Source organism: Pseudomonas guariconensis (assembly GCF_024127895.1).
Classification (GTDB): Bacteria; Pseudomonadota; Gammaproteobacteria; order Pseudomonadales; family Pseudomonadaceae; genus Aquipseudomonas; species Aquipseudomonas guariconensis_B.
This window is the reverse complement of sequence record NZ_JAMYBK010000014.1, coordinates 29,390-52,757: the sequence shown is the minus strand read 5'-3', so window position 1 is coordinate 52,757 and position 23,368 is coordinate 29,390. Positions and strand designations below refer to the sequence as shown.

Sequence of the window (23,368 nt, the reverse complement as noted above, 5' to 3'; positions counted from 1 at the left end):
GAGGATCTTCGGAAATGGCTTTGCTTGGGCGTTACAACAGTTTGCAAATCGTGAAACATGTGGACTTCGGCCTGTACCTGGACGGCGGCGCCGACGGCGAGATCCTCCTGCCCAGGCGCTACATCCCCAAGGACACGCCCACCGAGTTGGATGACTGGCTCAACGTGTTCGTCTACCTCGACAGCGAAGACCAGTTGATCGCCACCACCGAGCAACCCAGGATCCAGGTCGGCGAGTTCGCCAGCCTCAAGGTCAAGGACATCAACAATGCCGGTATCTTCCTCGACTGGGGCCTGTCCAAGGACCTGCTGATGCCCTACTCGGAGGAATCGCGCCCGCTGAAGATCGGCGACTATTGCGTGGTGCACGCCTACCTCGACAAACGCACCCGGCGTATCACCGCCACGGCGCGCCTGGACCGCTACCTGGACCGGACCCCGGCCGACTATCAGGTCGGGCAGCCGGTGGAGCTGCTGGTGGCCGGGCAGACGCCCATGGGCTTCAAGGCCATCATCAACAACCGCCACTGGGGCCTGATCCACAAGAACGAGGTGTTCAAGTTCCTGCGTTCGGGCATGCACGAGAAAGGGTTCATCAAGGAAGTGCGCCACGACGGCAAGATCGCCCTGAGCCTGCAACCGGTTGGCGCTGCCCTGGCCGACAGCCTGCAGGAGCAGATCATGGCGCGCCTGGAGGCCGAAGGCGGGGTGCTGGGGGTGTGCGACAAGAGCGACCCGGTGCTGATCAGCAAGCTGTTCAACGTCAGCAAGGGCAACTTCAAGAAGGCCATTGGCGGATTGTTCAAGCAGGGGCGCATCGTCATCCATGACGATCGCATCGAAAAGGCCTGATCGAGTCAGGCCTGCACGAAGGCACGAAAATCCAGTTGCTCGCCGCCCGGGCGGGTATCGCGCAGCAGCGAGTCGCGGTCGGCGCTCAGCGCCAGGCTGATGGTCGAGCGGCGCTTGCCGGGGTGGCGGACTTCCATTTGCTCCTGGTGGGCGCGCAGGTAGCTGGTCGGCACCTTCAGGTGCTGCAGCTCGTCGGTCTCGGGGGTGTGCAGCAGCAGGTTGACTCAGTCGGGCTGGCCCTTGCGCAGCAGCGCCACCGGCACGTCGAACCACCACAGGTTGCGTTTCTTGTCGAGGATGGCGAGCAGGGTGTTGTCGCGGTTGAGCACCGGCCGGGCCAGCGCCTGGTTGCGTCGGGCGATGGCGGTGGGTTTGTCGAGTTTCATGCAGGTTCCTGCGGGTTGACGCGTGAAAGGCCTGACATTGTGCGGGGTAGCGGTTGGTGGGGCAAGGCGGCTGCTATGGGCACGGCGTGATCCGGAGGTTCGGCGCTGGCTCCATTCGCGGGCAAGCCCGCTCCCACATGGCCCTGCAAGTCGCATCATGTGTGAACGGCTCGGCCTTTGTGGGAGGGGCTTGCCCGCGAATGGGCTGTCCGGTGCAGTCACCAGGGCAAGCGCCGTTTTCTTTTTGTCCGGTCAATGAGCAGCAACGGCACTTGCGTGGTCTATTAGACTTGCATGCACTGTAAGGAGGCCTGCCGAGCTCAGCCGGCGGCCTGAAGACGATAGAGCGGCGAAAGGAGACGCTATGATTTTTCCCGACCTGCGCGGCCTGCCCCTGCACCGCGTGCTGGTGCGCACCGTCAGCGAATTTCTCGATGACGAGATGTCCACCTATGCTTCCGCGCTGGCCTACCAGATGCTGTTTTCGCTGTTCCCGTTCCTGCTGTTCCTCATCGCCCTGATCGGTTTCCTGCACCTGCCGGACTTCTTCTCCTGGCTGCGCCTGCAGTCCGAACTGGTGCTGCCGCCCCAGGCCCTGGAGCAGGTCAACCCGGTGATCGACCAATTGCAGCAGTCCAAGGGCGGGCTGCTCTCGGTGGGTATCGTCATCGCCCTGTGGACCGCCTCGGCCGGTGTGCGCCTGATGATGAGCGCGATGAACGCCGCTTACGATGTGCCGGAGGGGCGTCCGGTGTGGAAGCGCGTCCCGCTGTCGATCATCTACACCATCGGCATCGCCGGCATGCTGCTGGTGGCGGCGGCGTTGATGGTCCTGGGGCCCCAGGTGATGGAGTGGATCGCCGCGCAGATCGGCATGCAGGAGGTGATCGTCACGGTGTGGACCATCCTGCGCTGGCCGGCGATCATCATCCTGATGATGGTGGCCGTGGCGTTGATCTACTATGTCATGCCCGATGTGAAGCAGAAGTTTCGCTTCATCACTCCAGGCTCGGTGTTGGCGGTGGTGGTGTGGATCGTCGCCTCGCTGGCCTTCGGCTATTACGTGAAGACCTTCGCCGACTACAACGCCATGTATGGCAGCATCGGTGCGATCATCGTGCTGTTGCTGTATTTCTACATTTCCGCCGCCGTGCTGCTGCTCGGCGCCGAGATGAACGCGGTGATCGAGCACATGTCGGCCGAAGGCAAGAACCCCGGCGACAAGGACTTCCAAGGCAGCACACCCAAGCAGACCCTGACCGTGCTCGGTCATGAGCATCCGCAGGCGGCCGGATCCAAGACCTCCGAACCCAAGACCCCGGAGTCGAACCCCCGATGATCCGAGACATCCTCAAGATGGGCGACGAGCGCTTGCTGCGCATCGCCCCGCCGGTGCCGGCGCAGATGATCGGCAGCGCCGAGCTGCAGCAACTGATCGACGACATGTTCGAGACCATGCGCCATGTCGGCGGCGTGGGCCTGGCCGCACCGCAGATCGGTGTCGACCTGCAACTGGTGATCTTCGGCTTCGAGCGCAGCGAACGCTACCCGGACGCCGAGCCTGTGCCGCAGACCATCCTGCTCAACCCGCTGATCGAGCCACAGTCCCCCGAGGTGGAGGACGGGTGGGAGGGCTGCCTGTCGGTGCCCGGCCTGCGGGGCGTGGTGCCGCGCTTCAAGCACATCCGCTACGAGGGCATCGACCCCCAGGGCAACCCGATCAATCGCTTTGCCGATGGTTTCCATGCCCGGGTGGTGCAGCACGAGTGCGACCACCTGATCGGCCGTCTGTACCCCTCGCGGATCCAGGACTTCAGCCGGTTCGGCTACACCGAGGTGCTGTTCCCCGGGCTGGAGGGCGGCGACGACTGATCGCGCACCAGCGCCACCAGGCGCTTGCTGCGCTGGTAGCGCGCCAGCCGGGCGGCCAGGGCCTCGGGCAGGTCGTAGGCCGCTGTGAAGCCCAGGCGCTGATAGAAGGGCTGCAGGTCTGGGTGGCAGAACAGCCAGGTGGGCCCGCCCGTTTCTGCCAGCGCCGTATCGATGAGCTGCCTGGCCACCCCGTGGCCGCGCCACTGGGGCGCCACGAACAGGCCGGTGAGCCATTGCCCGCCGTCGACCGCGCCGAGGTTCAATCCCGCGATGATGCCACCTTCCCGCGCCACCCACTGCTGGCCGTCGGCGACCGCGCGCATGCGTGCGCCGTGCTGGCGGTAGAAGTGCTCGAGCAGGCGGCGTTCGGGGCCGATCAGGGGGCGGCAATGGAATGCAGGCATGGGCGGTTCGATATGGGGGCTGGGTCGATGCTGTCGCTGCTGGGAGCGCGTGCCGGGCATTTTGTCGCAGATTGTTGCAAATCCCGCAAGGGTGAATGTCCGAGTACGGGGTTCAAGTATTTCAGGCGGGGAGTAAACTTTCACTCATCCCCCCAGGCAGTACGAAGCGGGATCGGTACTTCGTGTCATCTTCGCAGTCGATGACAACTTCATCCGCGCCGTGACGGCATATGAAGTCAATCGATCAGCTTGATTGCTTTTCAAGGTCAACGCCCATGAAACCATTACTGATTCTTGCATTGGTCGGTATGTCCTCGTTCGCCCTCGCAGACGAGGCCCAGACCCAGACCACCTCCACCCAACCTGTGGTCCAGCAGTACGACTATTCCACCCACCTGGACATCAAACGGGTGATCAGCCTGTCGACCATCCCCAATGTTTGCGAAGTGGTACCGGCCACCATGACCTACGAGGATCACCAGGGCCAGATCCATATCCTCCAGTACCGGGCCATGGGCGAGGGCTGCAGCCAGGGTTGAGGCAGTGGACCATTCGCGGGCGTGCCCCAATGCCAGTCGGTCAAGCGGCATTGGGGCCGCCTTGCAGCCCATCGCCGGCAAGCCGGCTCCCAATTCTCTGTATGACACGTGATTCGTGAGTACCGCTGGCCCCTATGGCAGGCGGCTTCATGGCAGTGCCCCGCGCATATAAAGTTTTACCCCTAAGCCGGGACGGGCTTAGGATCGGGTCTTTCTTGCCCGATGAAGGATGATCGCCATGTTCGACCTGCCCGCCCTGCGCGAAGCCGCCACTTTCGTTCGCCAGCACGTTCCCCCTACTGCACAGCACGCCTGGCCGTTGCTGGCCGAGCGGTTGGGCTGCCAGGTGTGGGTCAAGCACGAGAACCATGCGCCCACCGGTGCCTTCAAGGTACGCGGCGGGCTGGTCTACGTGCGCTCGCGGCTGGCCAGCGGCAAGCCGCCACGTGGGCTGGTCACGGCCACTCGCGGCAACCACGGCCAGAGCATGGCCCTGGCCGCGCGCCAGGCCGGCTTGCCACTGGTGATCGTGGTGCCGCAGGGCAATTCGCCGGAGAAGAACGCCGCCATGCGCGCCCTGGGTGCCGAGCTGGTGGAGCATGGCGTCGACTTCGACGTGGCTCGTGAGGAGGCCGCCAGGCTGGCCGAGACGCTGGGTTACGAGAGGGTGCCGTCGTTCCACCCGGAACTGGTGCGCGGCGTGGCTACCTACGCGCTGGAGCTGTTCGAGGCGGTTGGCGAGCTGGACTGCGTCTATGTGCCGATCGGCATGGGTTCGGGGATCTGTGGGCTGATCCAGGCGCGCAACCTGCTGGGGCTGCGCACGCAGATCGTTGGCGTGGTCTCCAGCGCCGCCGACGCCTACGCCCAGAGCATCGAGCAGGGCCGCATCGTCACCACCGCCACCGCCGACACCTTCGCCGATGGCATGGCCTGCCGCGTGCCCCATCCTGATGCCTTCGCCCTGGTCCAGGCGCATGCCGCGCGCATCGTCCGCGTCGACGACCGCGAGATCGCCGCGGCCATGCGCCTCTACCACGAAGCCACCCACAACACCGCCGAAGGCGCTGGCGCCGCAGCCCTGGCGGCGCTGATCCAGGAGCGCGAGCGCCAGGCTGGCAAGCGGGTGGCGGTAGTGCTCAGCGGGGCGAATGTGGACCGGGAGCGCTATGCACGGGTCTTGCTTGGGGACTGAGGGCGTGTTTTTGCGATTTACCTCGTCTGGAAGGCGAATGTAAGCGCCAGTTGCATCGCTCAGGCACAATGGCGCCTGCCTCAGATCTTCGTCCCGCAAACGAGTGCCGCATGCCTTTTTCCAACGGTTTTCTTCTCAGCCTGTCCCTGTGCCTGGACATCGGTGTCGCCAATATCGCCATGATCACCCTGGCCATGCGCCGGGGTTTCCTCCAGGGCTTCTGGCTGGGCCTGGGAACCTGCGTCGGTGACCTGCTGTACGCCGTCGCGGCGCTGGCGGGGATGACCGTGCTGTTGCAGTTCGAGGCGGTGCGCTGGGGGCTCTGGCTGGGCGGCTCGGTGCTGTTGGCCTGGTTCGCCGTGAAGATGTTGCTGGCGGCCTGGCGCGGTGGCCACCTGGAGGCCCGTGGGCAGGTGGTGCTGGAGTCGGGCTGGCGGGAGTTCCTGCGTGGGATCTTCCTGGCCATGTCCTCGCCCAGTGCGATCCTCTGGTTCGCCGCCGTGGGCGGGGTGCTGATCTCTCGCTCCGGTGGCGGCAGCCTGCTGGAGGCCGGGTTGTTCCTCGGCGGCTTCTTCGCCGCCGGGCTGGTCTGGTGCCTGGGCCTGTGTGGCATCGCCAGTCATGGTGGACGCCTTCTGGGGGACCGCTTGCTGACCTGGTCCTACCTGCTATCGGCAGCGATTTTCTGTTATTTCGCCGTCTACGTGATCGTTTCTGGCTATCGCGAGTTCATCCTGGCCAGCCCGGCCCTATAGCCCGGCGGGGCGTATCCGCGCTACGCTGGCGCATTCGTGTGGGCTCACAGAGGCAATGGACATGACCGCGACACCCATCACCCCTTCCCGTTACGAAGATGGCAGGGCACTGCTCCTCGCCGGCTTCGCCGAGCGCTTCGACATGCGCGACATCAGTGGGCTGCCACGCCTGTGGCAGCGTTTCGGCCCGCATATCGGCTGCGTGCCGGGCCAGCATGGCCTGGACAGCTATGGCGTGTGCTACCACCCGGACGGGCTGGGCGGGTTCGACTACCTGGCAGGCGTCGAAGTGACCGAGGCCGGCGGCCTGCCCGAGGGCTTCAGTACGTTGACGCTCGCCCCTCAGCGCTATGCCGTGTTCGAGCATCGTGGCAGCTTGCAAGGCATCAAGGATACCTTCGATGCCATCTTCGAGCAGTGGCTGCCGGCCTCGGGCGAGCGTTCGGCCAATGCGGCGGTGTTCGAGCGCTATCCGGCGGGGTTCGATCCTACCGACCCTGGTGCGGTGATGGAGGTCTGGATTCCGCTTGAGCGGGTCATGGGGGGCTAGCAGGTCCGCCAGGGCCCATCTGGGCTGCAAGGCAGCCCTAAAATGACAAAGTGCCGCCAAGCCCCGGCCTCACCTTCCCGGCCTGGTGCGAAAATTTTTTTCCATGTCCTGTCGATTTCCCCGATCACCGTTCGACCAGGAGTGAAGGCGCCGGATGTTCCCGGCGTCACCCGCTCATGACCGATCGGAGGAAACACCGATGAACACCGCAGCCGAAACCGAGATCCGCCAACTGATCGAGCGCTGGATGCAGGCCGTGCGCGACCGCGACCTGGAGGCGATCGCCGCGCCCTATGCCGACGACATCGTGGCGTTCGATGCCATCCAGGCCTTGCAGTTCAAGAACAAGGCCGACTACCAGGCCCACTGGGAAATGTGCATGAGCCACTGCACCGGCCCCATGGTCTTCGAACTGACGCAACTGACCGTCTATGCCGACGGCGACCTGGGCCTGGCCCACTGGCTCAACCGCTGCGGCCCGGCGGACGACGAAAGCCAGTGCGGCTTCATGCGCGCCACCGTCGGCTATCGTCGTAGGGGCGGGCAGTGGCAGGTCATCCACGAGCACTGGTCGGCACCGTTCGACATGGAAACCCAGAAAGCCATGTTCGACCTCAAGCCCTGATCGCGGCCGCTCATCGGCAAACCCACCCCTGCGTAGCGTTGGAGACGACCATGAAATACCTGTGCCTGGTCTATTGTGACGAAGGGCTGCTGCACAGCCTGCCCGACAGCCCCGAAGACGCCGAGTGCATGGCCTATGCCGAGTCCTTGCAAAATGGCGGGCGCATGCTCGCGGCCGAGGCGCTCAAGTCGGTGCAGACCGCCACCACGGTGCGCATGCGCGGTGGACGCATGAGCTTGACCGACGGTCCCTTCGCCGAGACCAAGGAACAGTTGGCCGGTTTCTATCTGGTCGATGCCCGCGACCTCAACGAGGCGCTGAACATCGCCAAGGGGATTCCGGCGGCGCGGGTCGGCAGCGTCGAGGTGCGGCCGGTGCGCGAGTTGCAACCCTGACAACGGAGAACGACACGCATGAGCCTTGCACAACCAGGCCTGGGACAGGCGCAGCATGAACTGTCCATCAGCCGCTTGATCGATGCACCGCCGGCCAAGGTGTTCCGCGCCTGGACCGACCCCCAGTGGCTGACGCAATGGTGGGGCCCCCATGGCATGACCACCCCGGAATGCGAGCTGCAGCTGTGGGTCGGCGGGGTGCTGCGTACCCTGATGCGCGCCCCCGATGGGACCGAGTATCCCAACCAGGGGGTGTTCCTCGAGATCGTCGCGCCGCAGCGGCTGGTGTTCACGGATGCCTTCGGGCCGGGTTGGGTACCCTCCGACAAGGCGTTCATGACCGCGGTGGTGACCTTCGACGAGGAGCAGGGCAAGACCCGCTACACCGCCCGCGCCTGGCACTGGAATGCCGCTGACTGCCGCGCCCATGAAGAAATGGGCTTCCACGAGGGCTGGGGGGAGAGCCTGGACCGTCTGGTCGAGGTGGTGACCCAGCGGATGCCGGATTGATGGCCGACGCGCAGCAGGTGCGCGCCCAGGTCGAGGCGGTCTACCGCCGCGATTCCCGGCGCGTCCTGGCGACCCTGATCCGCCTGCTGGGCGACTTCGACCTGGCCGAGGAGGCCATGCATGATGCCTTCTTCATTGCCGTCGAGCGCTGGCAGCGCGACGGCATTCCGGACAACCCTCGGGCCTGGCTGGTGTCCACTGGCCGTTTCAAGGCGATCGACGCACTGCGCAGGCGCGCCCGTTTCGACCGTTCCCAGGCGGAGCTGATCCTGCTCCTGGAGGGGCAGGCGCAGGATCCTGGCGACGAGGAATTGCTGGTGGACGACCGCCTGAGACTGATCTTCACCTGCTGTCACCCGGCCCTGGCCGCCGACGCCCAGGTACCGCTGACCCTGCGCGAAGTCTGCGACCTGACCACCGAGCAGATCGCCCGTGCCTTCCTGCAGAGCCCGGCGACCATCGCCCAGCGTATCGTCCGTGCCAAGGCCAAGATCCGTGACGCGCGCATCCCCTATCAGGTACCGGCGCTGGCCGAACTGCCCGAGCGCCTGGAAAGCGTGTTGCGGGTGATCTACCTGGTGTTCAACGAGGGCTATTCGGCGTCTGTGGGTGAAGACCTGGTGCAGCGTGAGCTGTGCGACGAGGCGATCCGCCTTGGCCGCCTGCTGGCCCAGTTGCTGCCGGATGCGGAAGTGCTCGGCCTGCTGGCGCTGATGCTGTTGCAGGCCTCGCGGCTGCGCGCGCGCAGCGATGCCGACGGTGAACTGGTGCTGCTCGACCAGCAGGATCGCAGCCTGTGGGACCGGGAGCGGATCGACGAAGGTTGCCGCCTGGTACGCCAGGCGTTGCGTAGCCGGGAGTATGGCGCCTATAGCCTGCAGGCGGCGATCGCCGCGGTGCATGCCGAGGCCGCCAGTGCCGAGGAAACGGATTGGGACGAGATCGTCGGGCTGTACGATGTGCTGCAGCGCCATTGGCCGTCGCCGGTGGTGGAGCTGAACCGGGCGGCGGCGCTGGCCAGGCGGGACGGGGCGCGGGCCGGGCTGGCGGCGGTCGAGGCGATCCTGGCCCGTGGCGAACTGCTCGACTATCACCTGGCCCATGCCGCCCGGGCCGAGCTGCATCACCAGTTGGGCCAGGCCGAGCAGGCGCGGGATGCCTGGCGCCAAGCCCTGGCGCTTACCCGCCAGGGGCCGGAGCGGCGGCATATCGAACGCCGCCTGAAAACGTTGGGTACCTCTTGAGCGAGGCCGTGCCCAGGATCAGCTGGCGACGAAGTTCGGCGGGCTGACCAGCTCGACGGTCTGCTGCTTGCGCGGGGCGAGGATCTCGGCCACGCCTTCGACCACCAGCTCGTCGTGCTGGTTGTACACGTTGGTGGCGATACGCACCTTGAACTTGGGCAGTTTCTCGAGGATTTCCAGGCGCACGGTGAGGGTATCGCCGATCTTCACCGGCTTCTGGAAACTCATCTGCTGGCCCAGGTAGATGGTGCCGGGGCCGGGCAGGGTGCAGGCGACCGCGGCGCTGATCAGCGCACCGCTGAACATGCCGTGGGCGATCCGCTCGCGGAACATGCTCTTGGCGGCGAACTCGGCATCCAGGTGTACCGGGTTGTGGTCACCGGACATCGCGGCGAACAGCTGGATATCGCGTTCTTCGACGGACTTCTCGTAGCTGGCTTTCTGACCGATTTCGAGGGCTTCGTAGGGCGTATTGGTGACCTGGGTCATCGGGGCGGGGTTTCCTTGAGAGGGCGGACGGGGGAGTGTACATCATTCGCTGCGGGCAGGTCGGCCCAGGGCCAGCGCCTGCTCCAGCCAGCCGAGGATATCGGCGGTGACCTCGTCGCGATTGGTCTCGTTGAGCAGTTCGTGCCGTGCCTGGGGGTAGAGACGCAGCTGTACATGCCGGTTGCCGGTGGCACGCAGGGCGCCGGCCAGGCCCTTCAGGCGCTTGCCGGCGCTGACCGGGTCACAGTCGCCACCGAGCACCAGGATCGGCAGGTTCGGGTCGATCTGCGCCAGGTTCTTCGGCTGGCTGATCTGCGCCAGGCCATGGAGCAGGTCGAGCCACAGCTGGTTGCAGCAGCGAAAGCCGCACAGCGGGTCGGCGAGGTAGCGGTCGACCTCGGCGGCGTCGCGGCTGAGCCAGTCGAAGGCGGTGCGATTGGGCTTGAAGGCCTTGTTGAACGCGCCGAACGACAGCCACTCGATCAGCGCGCTCTTGCCCTGCGGCCCCTGGCGCCAGGCTTCGAGCCGGGCGATCAGGCCAGCAGCGCGGTACAGCGCCGCCGGTTGGTAGTTGGAGCCGCTGAGGATCGCCCCCTGCAGGCTGGCGCTGTGGTGCAACAGGTAGGCCTGGGCGATGTAGCTGCCCATGCTGTGGCCGAACAGGAACAGCGGGGTGCCGGGAAACTGCTGGCCGATGTGCTGGGCGAGCAGGCCCAGGTCGTTGACCACGGCCTCCCAACCGTGCCGGCGGGCGAACAGGCCCAGGCTGCCCAGCTCGGCGGTGCGGCCGTGGCCGCGCAGGTCCGGGGCGAGCAGGGCGAAGCCGGCGTCGCTCAGGGCATGGCCCAGGCGCTGGTAGCGCCCGGCGTGCTCGGCCATGCCATGGGCCAGCAGCACCACGGCCTTGACCGGCGAGCTCGGCAGCCACTGGTGGACATACAGGCTGCAATGCTCGCTGGCCGGCAGCCAGAAGGCGTCATGGGGCATGGCGGATCCTTTGCTCCTGGGTTCGAGACAGTGTATGCGCAACGGGCAGGATTGCAGGAAGGGCACAAATAAGATTCACAATGTTAATGGCAGCACTTGGCGTATTTGCCACCTCCGGGTTACCTGCTAACGTCGGCTCAACGCCTTTTTGCATCAGGCAATCAGGTCAGGGACGGTCCAGGCAGAGGAACAACAATAAATGCAAGCCGACTTCTGGAATGACAAACGCCCGGCGGGCGTGCCTTCCACCATTGACATCAACGCCTACACATCCGTCGTCGAGGTCTTCGAACGCTCCTGCAAGCGCTTCGCCGACCGTCCGGCGTTCAGCAACCTCGGCGTGACCCTCACCTACGCCGAACTGGAGCGCCATTCCGCGGCCTTCGCCGCCTGGCTCCAACAGCACACCGACCTGGCCCCGGGCGATCGCATCGCGGTGCAGATGCCCAACGTCCTGCAGTACCCCATCGCCGTGTTCGGCGCGATGCGTGCCGGCCTGGTCGTGGTCAACACCAACCCGCTCTACACCGAGCGCGAGATGCGCCACCAGTTCAAGGACTCCGGCGCCCGCGCCCTGGTCTACCTGAACATGTTCGGCAAGCGTGTGCAGGAAGTGCTGGGCGATACCGGCATCGAGTACCTGATCGAGGCGAAGATGGGCGACCTGCTGCCGACCGCCAAGGGATGGCTGGTCAATACCGTGGTCGACAAGCTGAAGAAGATGGTCCCGGCCTACCACTTGCCCCAGGCCGTGTCGTTCAAGCAGGTGCTACGCCAGGGCCGGGCGCAAGTCCACAAGCCGGTGGCGCTGACCCTCGACGACATCGCCGTGCTGCAGTACACCGGTGGCACCACGGGCTTGGCCAAGGGCGCCATGCTCACCCACGGCAACCTGGTGGCCAACATGCTGCAGGTGCTGGCTTGTTTCTCCCAGCACGGCCCGGACGGGCAGCCGCTGATCAAGGAGGGCCAGGAGGTCATGATCGCGCCGCTGCCGCTGTACCACATCTATGCGTTCACGGGGAACTGCATGTGCATGATGGTCACCGGCAACCACAACGTGCTGATCACCAATCCCCGCGACATCCCTGGGTTCATCAAGGAACTGGGCAAGTGGCGTTTCTCGGCGTTGCTGGGCCTGAACACGTTGTTCGTCGCGCTGATGGACCATCCCGGCTTCAAGTCCCTGGACTTTTCCGCGCTCAAGGTCACCAACTCCGGCGGCACTGCGCTGGTCAAGGCCACCGCCGAGCGCTGGGAGCAACTGACGGGCTGCCGTATCGTCGAAGGCTACGGCCTGACCGAGACCTCGCCGGTGGCCAGCACCAACCCCTATGGTGAACTGGCGCGCCTGGGCACCGTGGGCATCCCGGTGCCGGGCACGGCGTTCAAGGTCATCGACGACGACGGCAACGAACTGCCCCTGGGCGAGCGCGGCGAGCTGTGCATCAAGGGGCCGCAGGTGATGAAGGGCTACTGGGGCCAACCCGAGGCCACCGCACAGACCCTCGATGCCGAGGGCTGGCTGAAGACCGGCGACATCGCGGTGATCGATCCGGACGGCTTCACCCGCATCGTCGACCGCAAGAAGGACATGATCATCGTCTCGGGTTTCAACGTGTACCCCAACGAGATCGAGGATGTGGTCATGGCCCACCCGCAGGTGGCCAACTGTGCGGCCATCGGCGTGCCGGACGAGCGCTCCGGCGAGGCGGTCAAGCTGTTCGTGGTGCCGCGCGAGGCGGGGCTGAGCATCGAGGAACTCAAGGCCTTCTGCAAGGCCAACTTCACCGGCTACAAGGTGCCCAAGCATATCGTCCTGCGTGAATCCCTGCCCATGACCCCGGTGGGCAAGATCCTGCGCCGCGAGCTGCGCGATATCGCCTGAGTTGTCTTCGAGCTGCAAGAAAAAGCGTTCCGCATCGCCCGACACTCCAAGCTTCGAGCCGCGAGATAGAGCGTTCGGCGTCGCTCTTTCTTGCAGCTTGAGGCTGATAGCTTGCAGCTTTCAAGTTAATACTCTAAAAATGACCTGCATCATTCTTTGAGTCATTTTGTGACCAGTCGGGCCATTTTGGCCTCTAGGCGACCCCCGGCAAAGCTGTTACTCTCGGCGCGCTTCCAGAGGATCCGGTTGCAATGAGCCGTCATCCCATATCAATAATAAACGCACAACGCGTGACGAATTCGCTGTTGCTGAAGGAGTGGGCTTCCATGATCGAAAATTTTTGGAAGGATAAGTACCCCGCCGGGATTACGGCACAAATCAATCCTGACGAATTCCCCAACATCCAGGCGGTGCTTCGGCAGTCCTGCCAACGCTTTGCCGACAAGCCGGCCTTTAGCAACCTGGGCAAGACCATCACCTACGGCGAGCTGTATGCCCTGTCGGGGGCCTTCGCCGCCTGGCTGCAACAGCATACCGACCTCAAGCCCGGCGACCGGATCGCCGTGCAACTGCCCAATGTCCTGCAATACCCAGTGGCCGTGTTCGGCGCCATGCGCGCCGGCCTGATCGTGGTCAACACCAACCCGCTGTACACCGCGCGGGAGATGGAGCACCAGTTCAACGACTCGGGTGCCAAGGCCCTGGTCTGCCTGGCCAACATGGCGCACCTGGCCGAGAAGGTCGTGCCCAAGACCCAGGTCAAGCATGTCATCGTCACCGAGGTGGCTGACCTGCTGCCCCCGCTCAAGCGCGTGCTGATCAACAGTGTGATCAAGTACGTGAAGAAGATGGTGCCGGCCTACAGCCTGCCTGGCGCCATACGCTTCAACGATGCCCTGGCCCTGGGCAAGGGCGGGCCGGTGACCGAGGCCAATCCGCAGCTCAACGACGTTGCCGTGCTGCAGTATACCGGTGGCACCACCGGCGTTGCCAAGGGCGCCATGCTGACCCACCGCAACCTGGTGGCCAACATGCTGCAGTGCCGGGCGCTGATGGGGTCGAACCTGCAGGAAGGGTGCGAGATCCTCATCACCCCGCTGCCGCTGTACCACATCTATGCCTTCACCTTCCATTGCATGGCCATGATGCTGATCGGCAACCACAACGTGCTCATCAGCAACCCGCGCGACTTGCCGGCCATGGTCAAGGAGCTGGGCAAGTGGCGGTTCAGCGGCTTCGTCGGGCTCAATACCCTCTTCGTCGCCCTGTGCAACAACGACGCCTTCCGCGCCCTGGACTTCTCGGCGCTGAAGATCACCTTGTCGGGTGGCATGGCCCTGCAACTGAGCGTGGCCGAGCGCTGGAAGGCCGTGACTGGCTGCGCCATCTGCGAAGGCTACGGCATGACCGAGACCAGCCCGGTAGCGGCGGTCAACCCGGCAGAGGCCAACCAGATCGGTACCATCGGCATCCCGGTGCCTTCGACGCTGTGCAAGGTCATCGACGACAGCGGCCGCGAGCTGGCCTTGGGCGAGGTGGGCGAGCTGTGCGTCAAGGGCCCGCAGGTGATGAAGGGCTACTGGCAGCGCGAAGAAGCCACCGCCGAGATCCTCGACCAGGACGGCTGGCTGAAGACCGGCGACATCGCCGTGATCCAGCCGGACGGCTACATGCGCATCGTCGACCGCAAGAAGGACATGATCCTGGTGTCGGGTTTCAACGTCTACCCGAACGAGCTGGAAGACGTGCTCGCCGGCCTGCCGGGCGTGCTGCAATGCGCGGCGATCGGCGTGCCGGACGAGAAGTCCGGCGAGGTGATCAAGGTGTTCATCGTGGTCAAGCCGGGCATGACCCTGACCAAGGAGCAGGTGATGGAGCACATGCGTGCCAACGTCACCGGCTACAAGGTGCCACGCTATATCGAGTTCCGCGATGTCTTGCCGACCACCAACGTCGGCAAGATCCTGCGCCGCGAACTGCGCGACGAAGAGCTGAAGAAACAGGGCCTGAAGAAGATCGCCTGATTGGCTATCGGGGCCGTGAGGCGGCCCCAAGCTCCAGGTCAGCGCAGCTTCTCCAGCATCTGGTAGTACCACATCCCCGCCGCCAGCAGCGGGTTGCCCAACAGATCCCCCATCGGCACCTTGATGTGCTTGCACCCCGCGAAGGTGTCGAACTTTTCCAGCGTACCGGTCAGGGCCTCGGCCATGATTTCGCCCATGATGTGGCTGGTGGCGATGCCGTGCCCGGAGTAGCCCTGGCAGTACCAGACGTTGTCCGAGAGCTTGCCCAACTGCGGGATGCGGTTGACCACGATGCCCATGGCGCAGCTCCACTGGAACTCGATCGGCACGCCCTTGAGCGCCGGGAAGGTGCGTTCGATGCACGGGCGCAGCTCGCCTTCGATGTCCCGCGAATCCTTGCCCGAGTAGTTGGCGCCACCGCCGAACAGCAGGCGCTTGTCGGCGGTCAGGCGGTAGTAGTCGAGGACGAAGCGGCAGTCGTAGACCGCCAGGTCCTGGGGATTGATCTGCTCGGCCAGCTCGCCCAGTGGCGCGGTGGTGACGATGCCACCCATGGCGGGGAAGATCTTGCCCTTGAGCTGGCGTTTTTCCAGGCGGTGGTAGACATCGCCAGCCAGCAGCACCTGGCGCGCCTCGATGCGGCCCTGGGCGGTGACCACCGCCGGGCGCGGGCCATGGACGATCTCCAGCACCTCGGAGTTTTCGAACACCTGCGCGCCCAGCGCGTGGGCGGCACGGGCTTCGCCCATGCACAGGTTCAGCGGGTGCAGGTGCAGGTTGCGGCGGTTCTTCAACGCGCCCAGGTACAGCGGGCTCTGCAGGTGTTCGGCCACGGCGGTGCGGTCGAGCAACTGCACCTGCTCGCCCATGCCCCGGCGCTGGGCTTCGGCCTCGAAGGCGCGCAGCTCGTCCATGTGCGAGGGTTTCATCGCCGCGTGCAGGTGGCCGCGCTTGAGGTCGCAGGCGATGCCATAGCGCTCAACCCTTTGCTCGATGATCTGGTGGCCACGCCAGCGCAGGTGCCAGATGAAGTCGTCGACCTCGCTGCCCAGGCGCTGGCGCATCTGCGTGCGCATGGCCTCGTCGCCCGACAGGCTGCCGGTGACCTGGCCGCCATTGCGGCCGCTGGCGCCCCAGCCGATGCGGTTGGTCTCGACGATGGCCACCTTCAGGCCGCGCTCGGCCAGTTCCACCGCCGTGGCCACGCCGGTGAAACCGCCGCCGATGATCGCCACGTCCACCTGCTCGGTACCTTGCAGGGTCGGGTACTGGGTCAGGTCGTTGAGGGTGGCGCTGTAGTAGGACGGCGCGCGCTGGGCCGTCCCGTTCTTCACTGCTGCATTCATGATCGTTCCTTCACGGGAATGGAGTAGGGGCTCAGGCCTGGTGCAGGTACCAGCGCCAGTCCTGTTCGCCGACTTCGGCCATGAACTGGCGGTATTCGGCGCGCTTGACCTTGAGGTAGACGCCGAGGAAGCCCTCGCCCAGGGCTTGCCTGGCCCAGCCCGAGCGCTCCAGGGCGTCGAGGGCGGTCAGCCAGTCGGTCGGCAGGTATTCGGTGGCCTGGGCGTAGCCATTGCCCTGTACCGGGGCGCCAGGGTCCAGTTGCTCGCGGATGCCTTGGTGGGCAGCGGCGAGGATTGCCGCCGCTGCCAGATAGGGATTGGCGTCGGCACCGCAGATACGGTGCTCCACATGCCGGCTGTTGGCCGGCCCGCCTGGCACGCGCAGGCTGACGGTACGGTTGTCGACACCCCAGGTCGGCGCCAGCGGTGCATAGCTGTTGGCTTGGAAACGCCGGTAGGAGTTGGCATTGGGGCAGAACAGCAACAGCGATTCATGCAGGTGGCGCAGCATGCCGCCGACCGCCTGGCGCAGCAGCGGGGTGCCGGCCGGGTCGTCGCTGGCGAACAGGTTGCGACCCTCGGCATCGGCCAGGCTCAGGTGCATGTGCATGCCGGTGCCGGCCAGGTGGTCGAACGGCTTGGCCATGAAGCAGGCCTGCATGCCATGGGCGTTGGCCACGCCCTTGACCAGGCGCTTGTAGCGCACGGCCTGGTCCATGGCGGCCAGCGCATCGCCATGCTCCAGGGTGATTTCCACCTGGCCGGGGGCGTATTCGGAGATCGCCGTGCGCGCCGGGATGCCTTGGGCCTTGCACGCGGCATAGAGGTCGGCGAGGAACGGCTCGATCTGCTCCAACTCGCGCAGGCCATAGACCTGGGTGGTGCGCGGCCGGCCGCCGTCCTGGTCCAGTGCCGGCTGCGGACGCCCCTGGGCGTCGCGCTGCTGGTCGAGCAGGTAGAACTCCAGCTCGCAGGCCATCACCGGGTGATAGCCGTCGGCCTCGAGTGCCTCGATGGTGCGCAGCAGCACATGGCGTGGGTCGGCCACGCTGGCTGGCAGCCCTTCGCTGGGGTGCATGCTGACCTGCAGCGCGGCGGTCGGTACACGGCGCCAGGGCAGGCGCACCAGGCTGCCGTCCACGGGGTAGGCGCGGCAATCGATATCGCCTACATCCCAGACCAGGCCGGAGTCCTCCACGTCGTCGCCGTTGAGGGTCAGGCCGAGGATGGTGCTGGGCAGTGGCCGGCCGGTCTCGTAGACCGCCAGCAGTTCCTCGCGGTGCAGCAGCTTGCCGCGCGGTACGCCGTTGGCGTCGAGGATGAACAGTTCGAACAGGTCGATATCGGGGTTGTCGGCCAGAAAGCGCCTGGCGTGTTCCGGGTTGTCAAAGTGCATGATGCTGTCGCTCGCGCCCGCAGGCGCACGGGACCACCGTATGCATACGGTCGGTCGGGCTGAAGACGCCGGCCAAGGGCGGCCGGGGTGGGTCAGGCAAGCCGGGGCGACGTATCCGGTGGGCGAGCGTGGCGGCAGTGCCAGAGGGCCCAGAAGGCGAGGATGACATGTACCAGCGGGTTTTCGCCGGCGCGGGCCCGGGCCTTCGGTAGGGAAGGGCGTGACAGCGAGCGCGCGATGATCGGGAGGCGGGTCATGGATCGATACTCACACGAGGCGTAAGGTTGATTAAAGCAGTGAATGGCAACCTTCAGTCCAGGGATGGCTAAACATTGTGGGCGCCCTGGCAACGCTCGCGCCTGTAGATTTCTCTGCCTGGCACGTGATTCGGTAACACCATTGGAGCCCGTGGGAGCCGGCTTGCCGGCGAAGCGGCCTCGATGGCAACGGGAATGCGCCGGTACAGACGGCCCGGAAATCTGCGACAATCCCGCCTCTTCGAAAGCCGATCATGAAAAAAGCAGGGCCGCCTGCCTCATTAGAAAGCCCCATGACAGACCACCACGCCATCGACCAACTGCTGAAGAACCTCGACCACGCCATGATCGCCGACCGCCATCGCCTGCGGCGGCAACTGCACGAGCTGCGCAAGCGTCCCGACGAGGCGCGCCTGGCCCAGTGGGTGGAGAAGGTCCAGGCGTCCTGCGCCCAGGTCAGCGCGCGCCAGCAGCGCGTGCCACACATCCGCTACGACGACAGCCTGCCGATCGCCGCCAAGCGCGACGAGATCAAGAAGGCCCTGGCCGAGCACCAGGTGCTGGTGATCGCCGGCGAGACCGGCTCGGGCAAGACCACCCAGTTGCCGAAGATCTGCCTGGAGATGGGCCGTGGCCGCCACGGCCTGATCGCCCACACCCAGCCGCGCCGGATCGCCGCGCGCAGCGTGGCGGCGCGGGTGGCCGAGGAGCTGGGCACGCCGTTGGGTGGGTTGGTCGGCTACCAGGTGCGTTTCGAGGACCAGAGCGATGCCAATACCTTGGTCAAGCTGATGACCGACGGCATCCTGCTGGCCGAGACCCAGCACGACCGCTTCCTCGAGCGCTACGATACGATCATCGTCGACGAGGCCCACGAGCGCAGCCTGAACATCGACTTCCTGCTCGGCTACCTCAAGACCCTGCTGCACCGCCGTCCGGAGCTCAAGCTGATCATCACCTCGGCGACCATCGACCTGGAGCGTTTCTCCAAGCATTTCGATGGTGCACCGATCATCGAGGTGTCCGGGCGAACCTACCCGGTCGAAACCTGGTACCGCCCGCTGACCAGCGAGCAGGACGAAGAAGGCAACCCGGTCGAGGACGACCTCACCGTCGACCAGGCGATCCTCGCCACCCTGGATGAGCTGGCACAGCACGAGCGCAGCGAAGGCAAGGGGCCGGGCGACGTGCTGGTGTTCCTGCCGGGCGAGCGGGAGATCCGCGATGCCGCGGAGATCCTGCGCAAGGCCCAGTTGCGTCACACCGAGATCCTGCCGCTGTATGCGCGCCTGTCACCGGCCGAGCAACAGCGGATCTTCCAGCCCCATGCCGGGCGCCGCGTGGTGCTGGCCACCAACGTCGCCGAGACCTCGCTGACCGTGCCGGGCATTCGCTACGTGATCGACACCGGCACCGCGCGCATCAGCCGCTACAGCTACCGTGCCAAGGTCCAGCGCCTGCCGATCGAGGCGGTGTCCCAGGCCAGCGCCAACCAGCGCAAGGGCCGCTGCGGCCGGGTCGAACCGGGCATCTGCGTGCGCCTGTACAGCGAAGAGGATTTCAACAGCCGGCCGGCCTTCACCGACCCGGAGATCCTGCGCACCAACCTGGCGGCGGTGATCCTGCAGATGCTGCACCTGCGCCTCGGCGCGATCGATGCCTTCCCGTTCATCGAACCGCCGGATGGCAAGGCCATCAGCGACGGCTTCAACCTGTTGCAGGAGCTGTCGGCAGTCAACCGCGAGAATCAGCTGACGCCACTGGGTCGCCAGCTGGCGCGCCTGCCGATCGACCCTCGGTTGGGCCGCATGCTGCTCGAAGGCGCGCGCCTGGGCAGCCTGCAGGAGGTGCTGATCGTCGCCAGTGCCCTGTCGGTGCAGGACCCACGCGAACGCCCGCCGGAGCGCCAGCAGGCCGCTGACCAGGCGCATGCCCAGTGGAAGGATGTCGACTCCGACTTCGCCGCGCTGGTCAACCTGTGGCGCGGTTTCGAGGAGCAGCGTCAGGCGCTGACCGCCAACCCGCTGCGCAACTGGTGCCGCAAGCAGTTCCTCAACTACCTTCGCCTTCGCGAGTGGCGGGATGCCCATCGCCAGTTGGCGCTGATCTGCCGTGACCTGCAGTTGGCGGTGAACAAGGAGCCGTCCGACTACCAGAAGGTGCACAAGGCGATCCTCAGCGGCTTGCTCAGCCAGGTCGGCCACAAGACCGAGGAGGGCGACTACCAGGGGGCCCGCCAGCGTCGCTTCTGGGTTCACCCGTCCTCGGGCCTGGGCCGCAAGCGCCCACAGTGGGTGATGGCCGCCGAACTGGTGGAGACGACCAAGCTGTACGCGCGCATGGTGGCCAGGATCGAGCCGGACTGGATCGAGCCGCTGGCGACCCACCTGGTGAAGAAGAACCACTTCGAGCCGCACTGGGAGAAGAAGCGGGGGCAGGTGGTGGCCTACGAGCAGATCACCTTGTACGGGTTGATCCTGGTCGGGCGCCGGCCGGTGCACTTCGGCCCGATCGACCCGGTGGTGTCGCGTGAGCTGTTCATCCGCGAGGGGTTGGTCGGCGGCCAGATCCAGTCGCGGGCCAAGTGCCTGTCGGCCAACAAGCGCCTGCTCGAGCAACTTGACGAGCTGGAGGCCAAGGCCCGTCGTCGCGACATCCTTGCCGATGAAGAAACCCTCTACGCCTTCTACGAGGCACGCCTGCCGGCGGAGATCCACCAGACCGCGACTTTCGACAGCTGGTACCGGATCAACAGTCAGAAGGACCCGAACCTTCTGATCATGCGCGAGGAAGACGTGCTGGCCCGCGAGGCCAGCGAAGTCACCGCGGCGCAGTATCCAGACCATCTGCAGATCGGCGAACTGCGCCTGCCGCTGACCTATCACTTCGAGCCGGGCCACCCGCGTGACGGCGTGACCGTGCGGGTACCGGCGCCATTGTTGCCGAACCTGCCGGGCGAGCGCCTGGAGTGGTTGGTGCCGGGCCTGCTGGAAGCCAAGTGCGTGGCCCTGGTGCGCAACCTGCCCAAGGCCCTGCGCAAGAACTTCGTGCCGGTGCCGGACTTCGTCAAGGCTGCGTTGTCGCGCATGGCCTTCGGCCAGGGCGCCCTGGCGCAATCGCTGGGCCAGGAGTTGCTGCGCATGACGGGCGCACGGGTGTCCGATGAGGCCTGGGCGGAAGCGGCAAGCCTGGTGGAAGGGCACCTGCGCATGAACATCGAGGTGGTCGACGGCCAGGGCAAGTTCCTCGGCGAAGGCCGCGACCTGGCCGAGCTGACCGCGCGCTTCGCCGCCGCCAGCCAGGCCGCGCTGGCCCTGCCGCGCAACGAGAAGGCCGAGCAGCCGGTGCAAGCCAAGGCCTTCGCCGAGGTGGCGCAGACCGCCCAGCAGAAGATCGCCGGCCTGTCGCTGACGGTCTACCCGGCGCTGGTGGAAGAAAACGGCACGGTGCGCGAGGGGCGCTTCTCGACCCAGGCCGAGGCCGAGTTCCAGCACCGTCGTGCCCTGCAGCGCCTGTTGCTGCAGCAACTGGCCGAGCCTGCCAAGTTCCTGCGCGGCAAGCTGCCGGGGCTGACCGAGCTGGGCCTGCTGTACCGCGAACTGGGGCGGGTCGAGGCGTTGGTGGAGGACATCCTGCTGGCCAGCCTCGACAGTTGCATCCTCGAAGGCGAGGCGCAACTGCCACGGGACGGTGCGGCGCTGGCCGGGCTTGCCGAGCGCAAGCGTGGCAGTTGGGCCGAGCACGCCGAACGCCTGGCCCGCCAGACGCTGGAGGTGCTCAAGCTGTGGCACGGCCTGCAGAAGCGCTTCAAGGGCAAGATCGACCTGAGCCAGGCGGTGGCGCTCAACGACATCAAGCAGCAACTTGCCAACCTGGTCTACCCGGGCTTCGTCCGCGAGACGCCGGCGGCCTGGTTCAAGGAGCTGCCGCGTTACCTCAAGGCGGTGGAACTGCGCCTGGAGAAGCTCGGCGCCCAGGTGCAGAAGGACCGGGTCTGGAGTGGCGAGCTGAGCAACCTGTGGGCCCAGTACAAGGCCCGCGCCGACAAGCATGCCCAGGAAGGCAAGCGTGACGAGCAACTGACCCTGTACCGCTGGTTGCTGGAGGAATACCGGGTGTCGTTGTTCGCCCAGCAACTGGGTACCAAGGTGCCGGTTTCCGACAAACGTTTGGGCAAGCAGTGGAGCCAGGTGGAGGGATAAACTTCCACACTTGTGGCACTATTGGTGCAATTTGGGGCCGCGGTGCGGCCCTTGGCGGGCAAGCCCGCTGCCACAGGTCATGCGCTCTCGCGCTGTGGAGGCGGGCTTGCCGACGAACGAACGCGAAGCGCTTGTCTTAAAGTTGGCACTAAGGTGCCATTATTCCAGCCAGCGCCACATGGCGATGGCCTTTGACCAGAGGAACGACCGTGCATAACGTCGTGATCAGCGGCACCGGCCTGTATACCCCGGCCCAGAGCATTTCCAACGAAGAGCTGGTGGATTCCTTCAATACCTGGGTGCACCAGTACAACCACGACAACGCCGCCGCCATCGAGCGTGGCGAGCTCGAAGCCCTGGCCGAGTCCAGCGCCGCCTTCATCGAGAAAGCCTCGGGGATCAAGAGCCGCTTCGTCATGGACAAGGCCGGCATCCTCGATCCGCAACGCATGAAGCCACGCCTGCCGGAGCGCTCCAACGACGAGCCGTCGATCCTCTGCGAGATGGCCGTCGCTGCCGCCCGCCAGGCCCTGGAGCGCGCCGGCCGCAGCGCCGCCGACGTCGATGGGGTGATCGTCGCCTGCTCCAACCTGCAGCGCCCGTACCCGGCCATCGCCATCGAGGTGCAGCAGGCGCTGGGCATCCAGGGGTTCGCCTTCGACATGAACGTGGCCTGTTCCTCGGCTACCTTCGGCATCCAGACCGCCGCCAACAGCGTGCAGTTGGGGCAGGCCCGCGCGGTGCTGATGGTCAACCCGGAGATCTGCACCGGCCACCTGAACTTCCGTGACCGCGACAGCCACTTCATCTTCGGCGATGCCGCCACCGCGGTGCTGATCGAGCGTGCCGACCGGGCCACTTCGGCCCACCAGTTCGAGATCGTCAGCAGCAAGTTGCTGACCCAGTTCTCCAACAACATCCGCAACAACTTCGGCTTTCTCAACCGCGCGGCGGAGGAGGGCATCGGCGCGCCGGACAAGTTGTTCGTCCAGGAAGGCCGCAAGGTGTTCCGCGAGGTCTGCCCGATGGTCGCCGAGTTGATTGGCCAGCACCTGGCGGAGAACGACCTGCAACCTGGCGATGTCAAGCGATTCTGGCTGCACCAGGCGAACCTGAGCATGAACCACCTGATCGTCAAGAAACTGGTTGGCCGCGACGTGGCTGAGGAAGATGCGCCGGTGATCCTCGACCGTTATGCCAATACCAGCTCGGCGGGGTCGGTGATTGCCTTCCACCTGTACCAGGATGACTTGGCGAAAGGTTCGCTGGGGGTGCTGAGTTCGTTTGGCGCGGGGTATTCGATTGGCAGCGTGATTCTGCGCAAGCGCTGATCGGTACCGGCTTGCCGGTCAATTGAAACGCTCAGTCGCTTTGGGCGCGAAGCGGCCTCGGCATTAGACAAAAAAGCGGGAAGTACCGGATGGGGTCGGTACTTCCCGCTTGGGTGACGCAG

At 65.6% G+C, this 23,368-nt stretch carries 20 protein-coding genes and 1 pseudogene; 15 read left to right on the top strand and 6 right to left on the bottom strand.

What is annotated here, in order from left to right:
- The first annotated feature begins 14 nt into the window (after positions 1 to 14).
- Positions 15 to 851, top strand: a complete 837-nt coding sequence (locus NJF35_RS15475) for a S1 RNA-binding domain-containing protein (RefSeq protein WP_225789805.1) — start codon at positions 15 to 17, stop codon at positions 849 to 851.
- Positions 852 to 856: 5 nt separating this feature from the next.
- Here the strand turns inward: NJF35_RS15475 and NJF35_RS15470 are convergent.
- A pseudogene (locus tag NJF35_RS15470) lies at positions 857 to 1,237 on the bottom strand (hypothetical protein).
- A gap of 364 nt (positions 1,238 to 1,601) precedes the next feature.
- Between NJF35_RS15470 and NJF35_RS15465 the strand changes: the two are divergent.
- Positions 1,602 to 2,576 (top strand): YihY/virulence factor BrkB family protein, encoded by a 975-nt coding sequence (locus tag NJF35_RS15465; protein WP_225789803.1) that lies wholly within the window; start codon positions 1,602 to 1,604, stop codon positions 2,574 to 2,576.
- The gene (gene def / locus NJF35_RS15460) at positions 2,573 to 3,109 is read left to right on the top strand and encodes a peptide deformylase (protein ID WP_225789802.1); all 537 of its coding nucleotides are present in this window, start codon (positions 2,573 to 2,575) and stop codon (positions 3,107 to 3,109) included. Before NJF35_RS15465 ends, def begins: the two co-directional genes overlap by 4 nt.
- Here the strand turns inward: def and NJF35_RS15455 are convergent.
- Complete coding sequence (locus NJF35_RS15455; RefSeq protein WP_225789801.1) at positions 3,064 to 3,513, bottom strand: GNAT family N-acetyltransferase; 450 nt, start codon at positions 3,511 to 3,513, stop codon at positions 3,064 to 3,066. The two genes, def and NJF35_RS15455, sit on opposite strands and share 46 nt — an antisense overlap.
- A gap of 275 nt (positions 3,514 to 3,788) precedes the next feature.
- Between NJF35_RS15455 and NJF35_RS15450 the strand changes: the two genes are divergently transcribed.
- The 8 genes from NJF35_RS15450 to NJF35_RS15415 all read left to right on the top strand — a co-directional run bounded on the left by NJF35_RS15450 (position 3,789) and on the right by NJF35_RS15415 (position 9,326).
- Positions 3,789 to 4,052 (top strand): DUF2790 domain-containing protein, encoded by a 264-nt coding sequence (locus tag NJF35_RS15450; RefSeq protein ID WP_225789800.1) that lies wholly within the window; start codon positions 3,789 to 3,791, stop codon positions 4,050 to 4,052.
- Between the two features lie 238 nt (positions 4,053 to 4,290).
- Positions 4,291 to 5,247, top strand: a complete 957-nt coding sequence (locus NJF35_RS15445) for a threonine dehydratase (RefSeq protein ID WP_225789799.1) — start codon at positions 4,291 to 4,293, stop codon at positions 5,245 to 5,247.
- Positions 5,248 to 5,357: 110 nt separating this feature from the next.
- Positions 5,358 to 6,002 carry a LysE family translocator gene (locus NJF35_RS15440; RefSeq protein WP_253080905.1) on the top strand — a complete coding sequence of 215 codons (645 nt, stop codon included), beginning with the start codon at positions 5,358 to 5,360 and terminating at the stop codon, positions 6,000 to 6,002.
- Between the two features lie 61 nt (positions 6,003 to 6,063).
- Complete coding sequence (locus NJF35_RS15435; protein ID WP_253080906.1) at positions 6,064 to 6,552, top strand: GyrI-like domain-containing protein; 489 nt, start codon at positions 6,064 to 6,066, stop codon at positions 6,550 to 6,552.
- 199 nt (positions 6,553 to 6,751) lie between these two features.
- Positions 6,752 to 7,177 (top strand): YybH family protein, encoded by a 426-nt coding sequence (locus NJF35_RS15430; RefSeq protein WP_253080907.1) that lies wholly within the window; start codon positions 6,752 to 6,754, stop codon positions 7,175 to 7,177.
- A gap of 50 nt (positions 7,178 to 7,227) precedes the next feature.
- On the top strand, positions 7,228 to 7,572 hold the full coding sequence (locus tag NJF35_RS15425; RefSeq protein ID WP_225789795.1) for a YciI family protein: 345 nt from the start codon (positions 7,228 to 7,230) through the stop codon (positions 7,570 to 7,572).
- Positions 7,573 to 7,590: 18 nt separating this feature from the next.
- Positions 7,591 to 8,082 (top strand): SRPBCC family protein, encoded by a 492-nt coding sequence (locus NJF35_RS15420; RefSeq protein WP_225789794.1) that lies wholly within the window; start codon positions 7,591 to 7,593, stop codon positions 8,080 to 8,082.
- Positions 8,082 to 9,326 (top strand): RNA polymerase sigma factor, encoded by a 1,245-nt coding sequence (locus NJF35_RS15415; protein WP_253080908.1) that lies wholly within the window; start codon positions 8,082 to 8,084, stop codon positions 9,324 to 9,326. The genes NJF35_RS15420 and NJF35_RS15415 overlap by 1 nt, the downstream gene beginning before the upstream one ends.
- Positions 9,327 to 9,344: 18 nt before the next feature.
- Here NJF35_RS15415 and NJF35_RS15410 read toward each other — a convergent pair whose 3' ends face one another.
- On the bottom strand, positions 9,345 to 9,815 hold the full coding sequence (locus NJF35_RS15410; protein WP_225789792.1) for a MaoC family dehydratase: 471 nt from the start codon (positions 9,813 to 9,815) through the stop codon (positions 9,345 to 9,347).
- A 42-nt stretch (positions 9,816 to 9,857) separates the two neighbouring features.
- Positions 9,858 to 10,802: an alpha/beta hydrolase gene (locus tag NJF35_RS15405; RefSeq protein ID WP_225789791.1), complete on the bottom strand. Its 945-nt coding sequence runs from the start codon at positions 10,800 to 10,802 to the stop codon at positions 9,858 to 9,860.
- A 199-nt stretch (positions 10,803 to 11,001) separates the two neighbouring features.
- Between NJF35_RS15405 and fadD2 the strand changes: the two genes are divergently transcribed.
- Entirely contained in the window at positions 11,002 to 12,690 is a 1,689-nt protein-coding gene (fadD2, locus tag NJF35_RS15400) for a long-chain-fatty-acid--CoA ligase FadD2 (protein WP_225789790.1), read from the top strand.
- Positions 12,691 to 13,016: 326 nt separating this feature from the next.
- A complete protein-coding gene (gene fadD1 / locus NJF35_RS15395; RefSeq protein ID WP_225789789.1) occupies positions 13,017 to 14,714 on the top strand; it encodes a long-chain-fatty-acid--CoA ligase FadD1 in 1,698 nt (565 codons plus the stop codon).
- 38 nt (positions 14,715 to 14,752) lie between these two features.
- Here fadD1 and NJF35_RS15390 read toward each other — a convergent pair whose 3' ends face one another.
- Both NJF35_RS15390 and NJF35_RS15385 read right to left on the bottom strand, forming a co-directional pair.
- Positions 14,753 to 16,060, bottom strand: coding sequence for an NAD(P)/FAD-dependent oxidoreductase (locus tag NJF35_RS15390; RefSeq protein WP_225789788.1), 1,308 nt, complete (start codon positions 16,058 to 16,060; stop codon positions 14,753 to 14,755).
- A gap of 31 nt (positions 16,061 to 16,091) precedes the next feature.
- Positions 16,092 to 17,456 carry a glutamine synthetase family protein gene (locus tag NJF35_RS15385; RefSeq protein WP_225789787.1) on the bottom strand — a complete coding sequence of 455 codons (1,365 nt, stop codon included), beginning with the start codon at positions 17,454 to 17,456 and terminating at the stop codon, positions 16,092 to 16,094.
- Between the two features lie 550 nt (positions 17,457 to 18,006).
- Between NJF35_RS15385 and hrpA the strand changes: the two genes are divergently transcribed.
- The gene (hrpA, locus tag NJF35_RS15380) at positions 18,007 to 21,915 is read left to right on the top strand and encodes an ATP-dependent RNA helicase HrpA (RefSeq protein WP_253080910.1); all 3,909 of its coding nucleotides are present in this window, start codon (positions 18,007 to 18,009) and stop codon (positions 21,913 to 21,915) included.
- Positions 21,916 to 22,124: 209 nt separating this feature from the next.
- Entirely contained in the window at positions 22,125 to 23,246 is a 1,122-nt protein-coding gene (locus tag NJF35_RS15375; RefSeq protein WP_225789785.1) for a beta-ketoacyl-ACP synthase III, read from the top strand.
- Positions 23,247 to 23,368 lie beyond the last annotated feature (122 nt).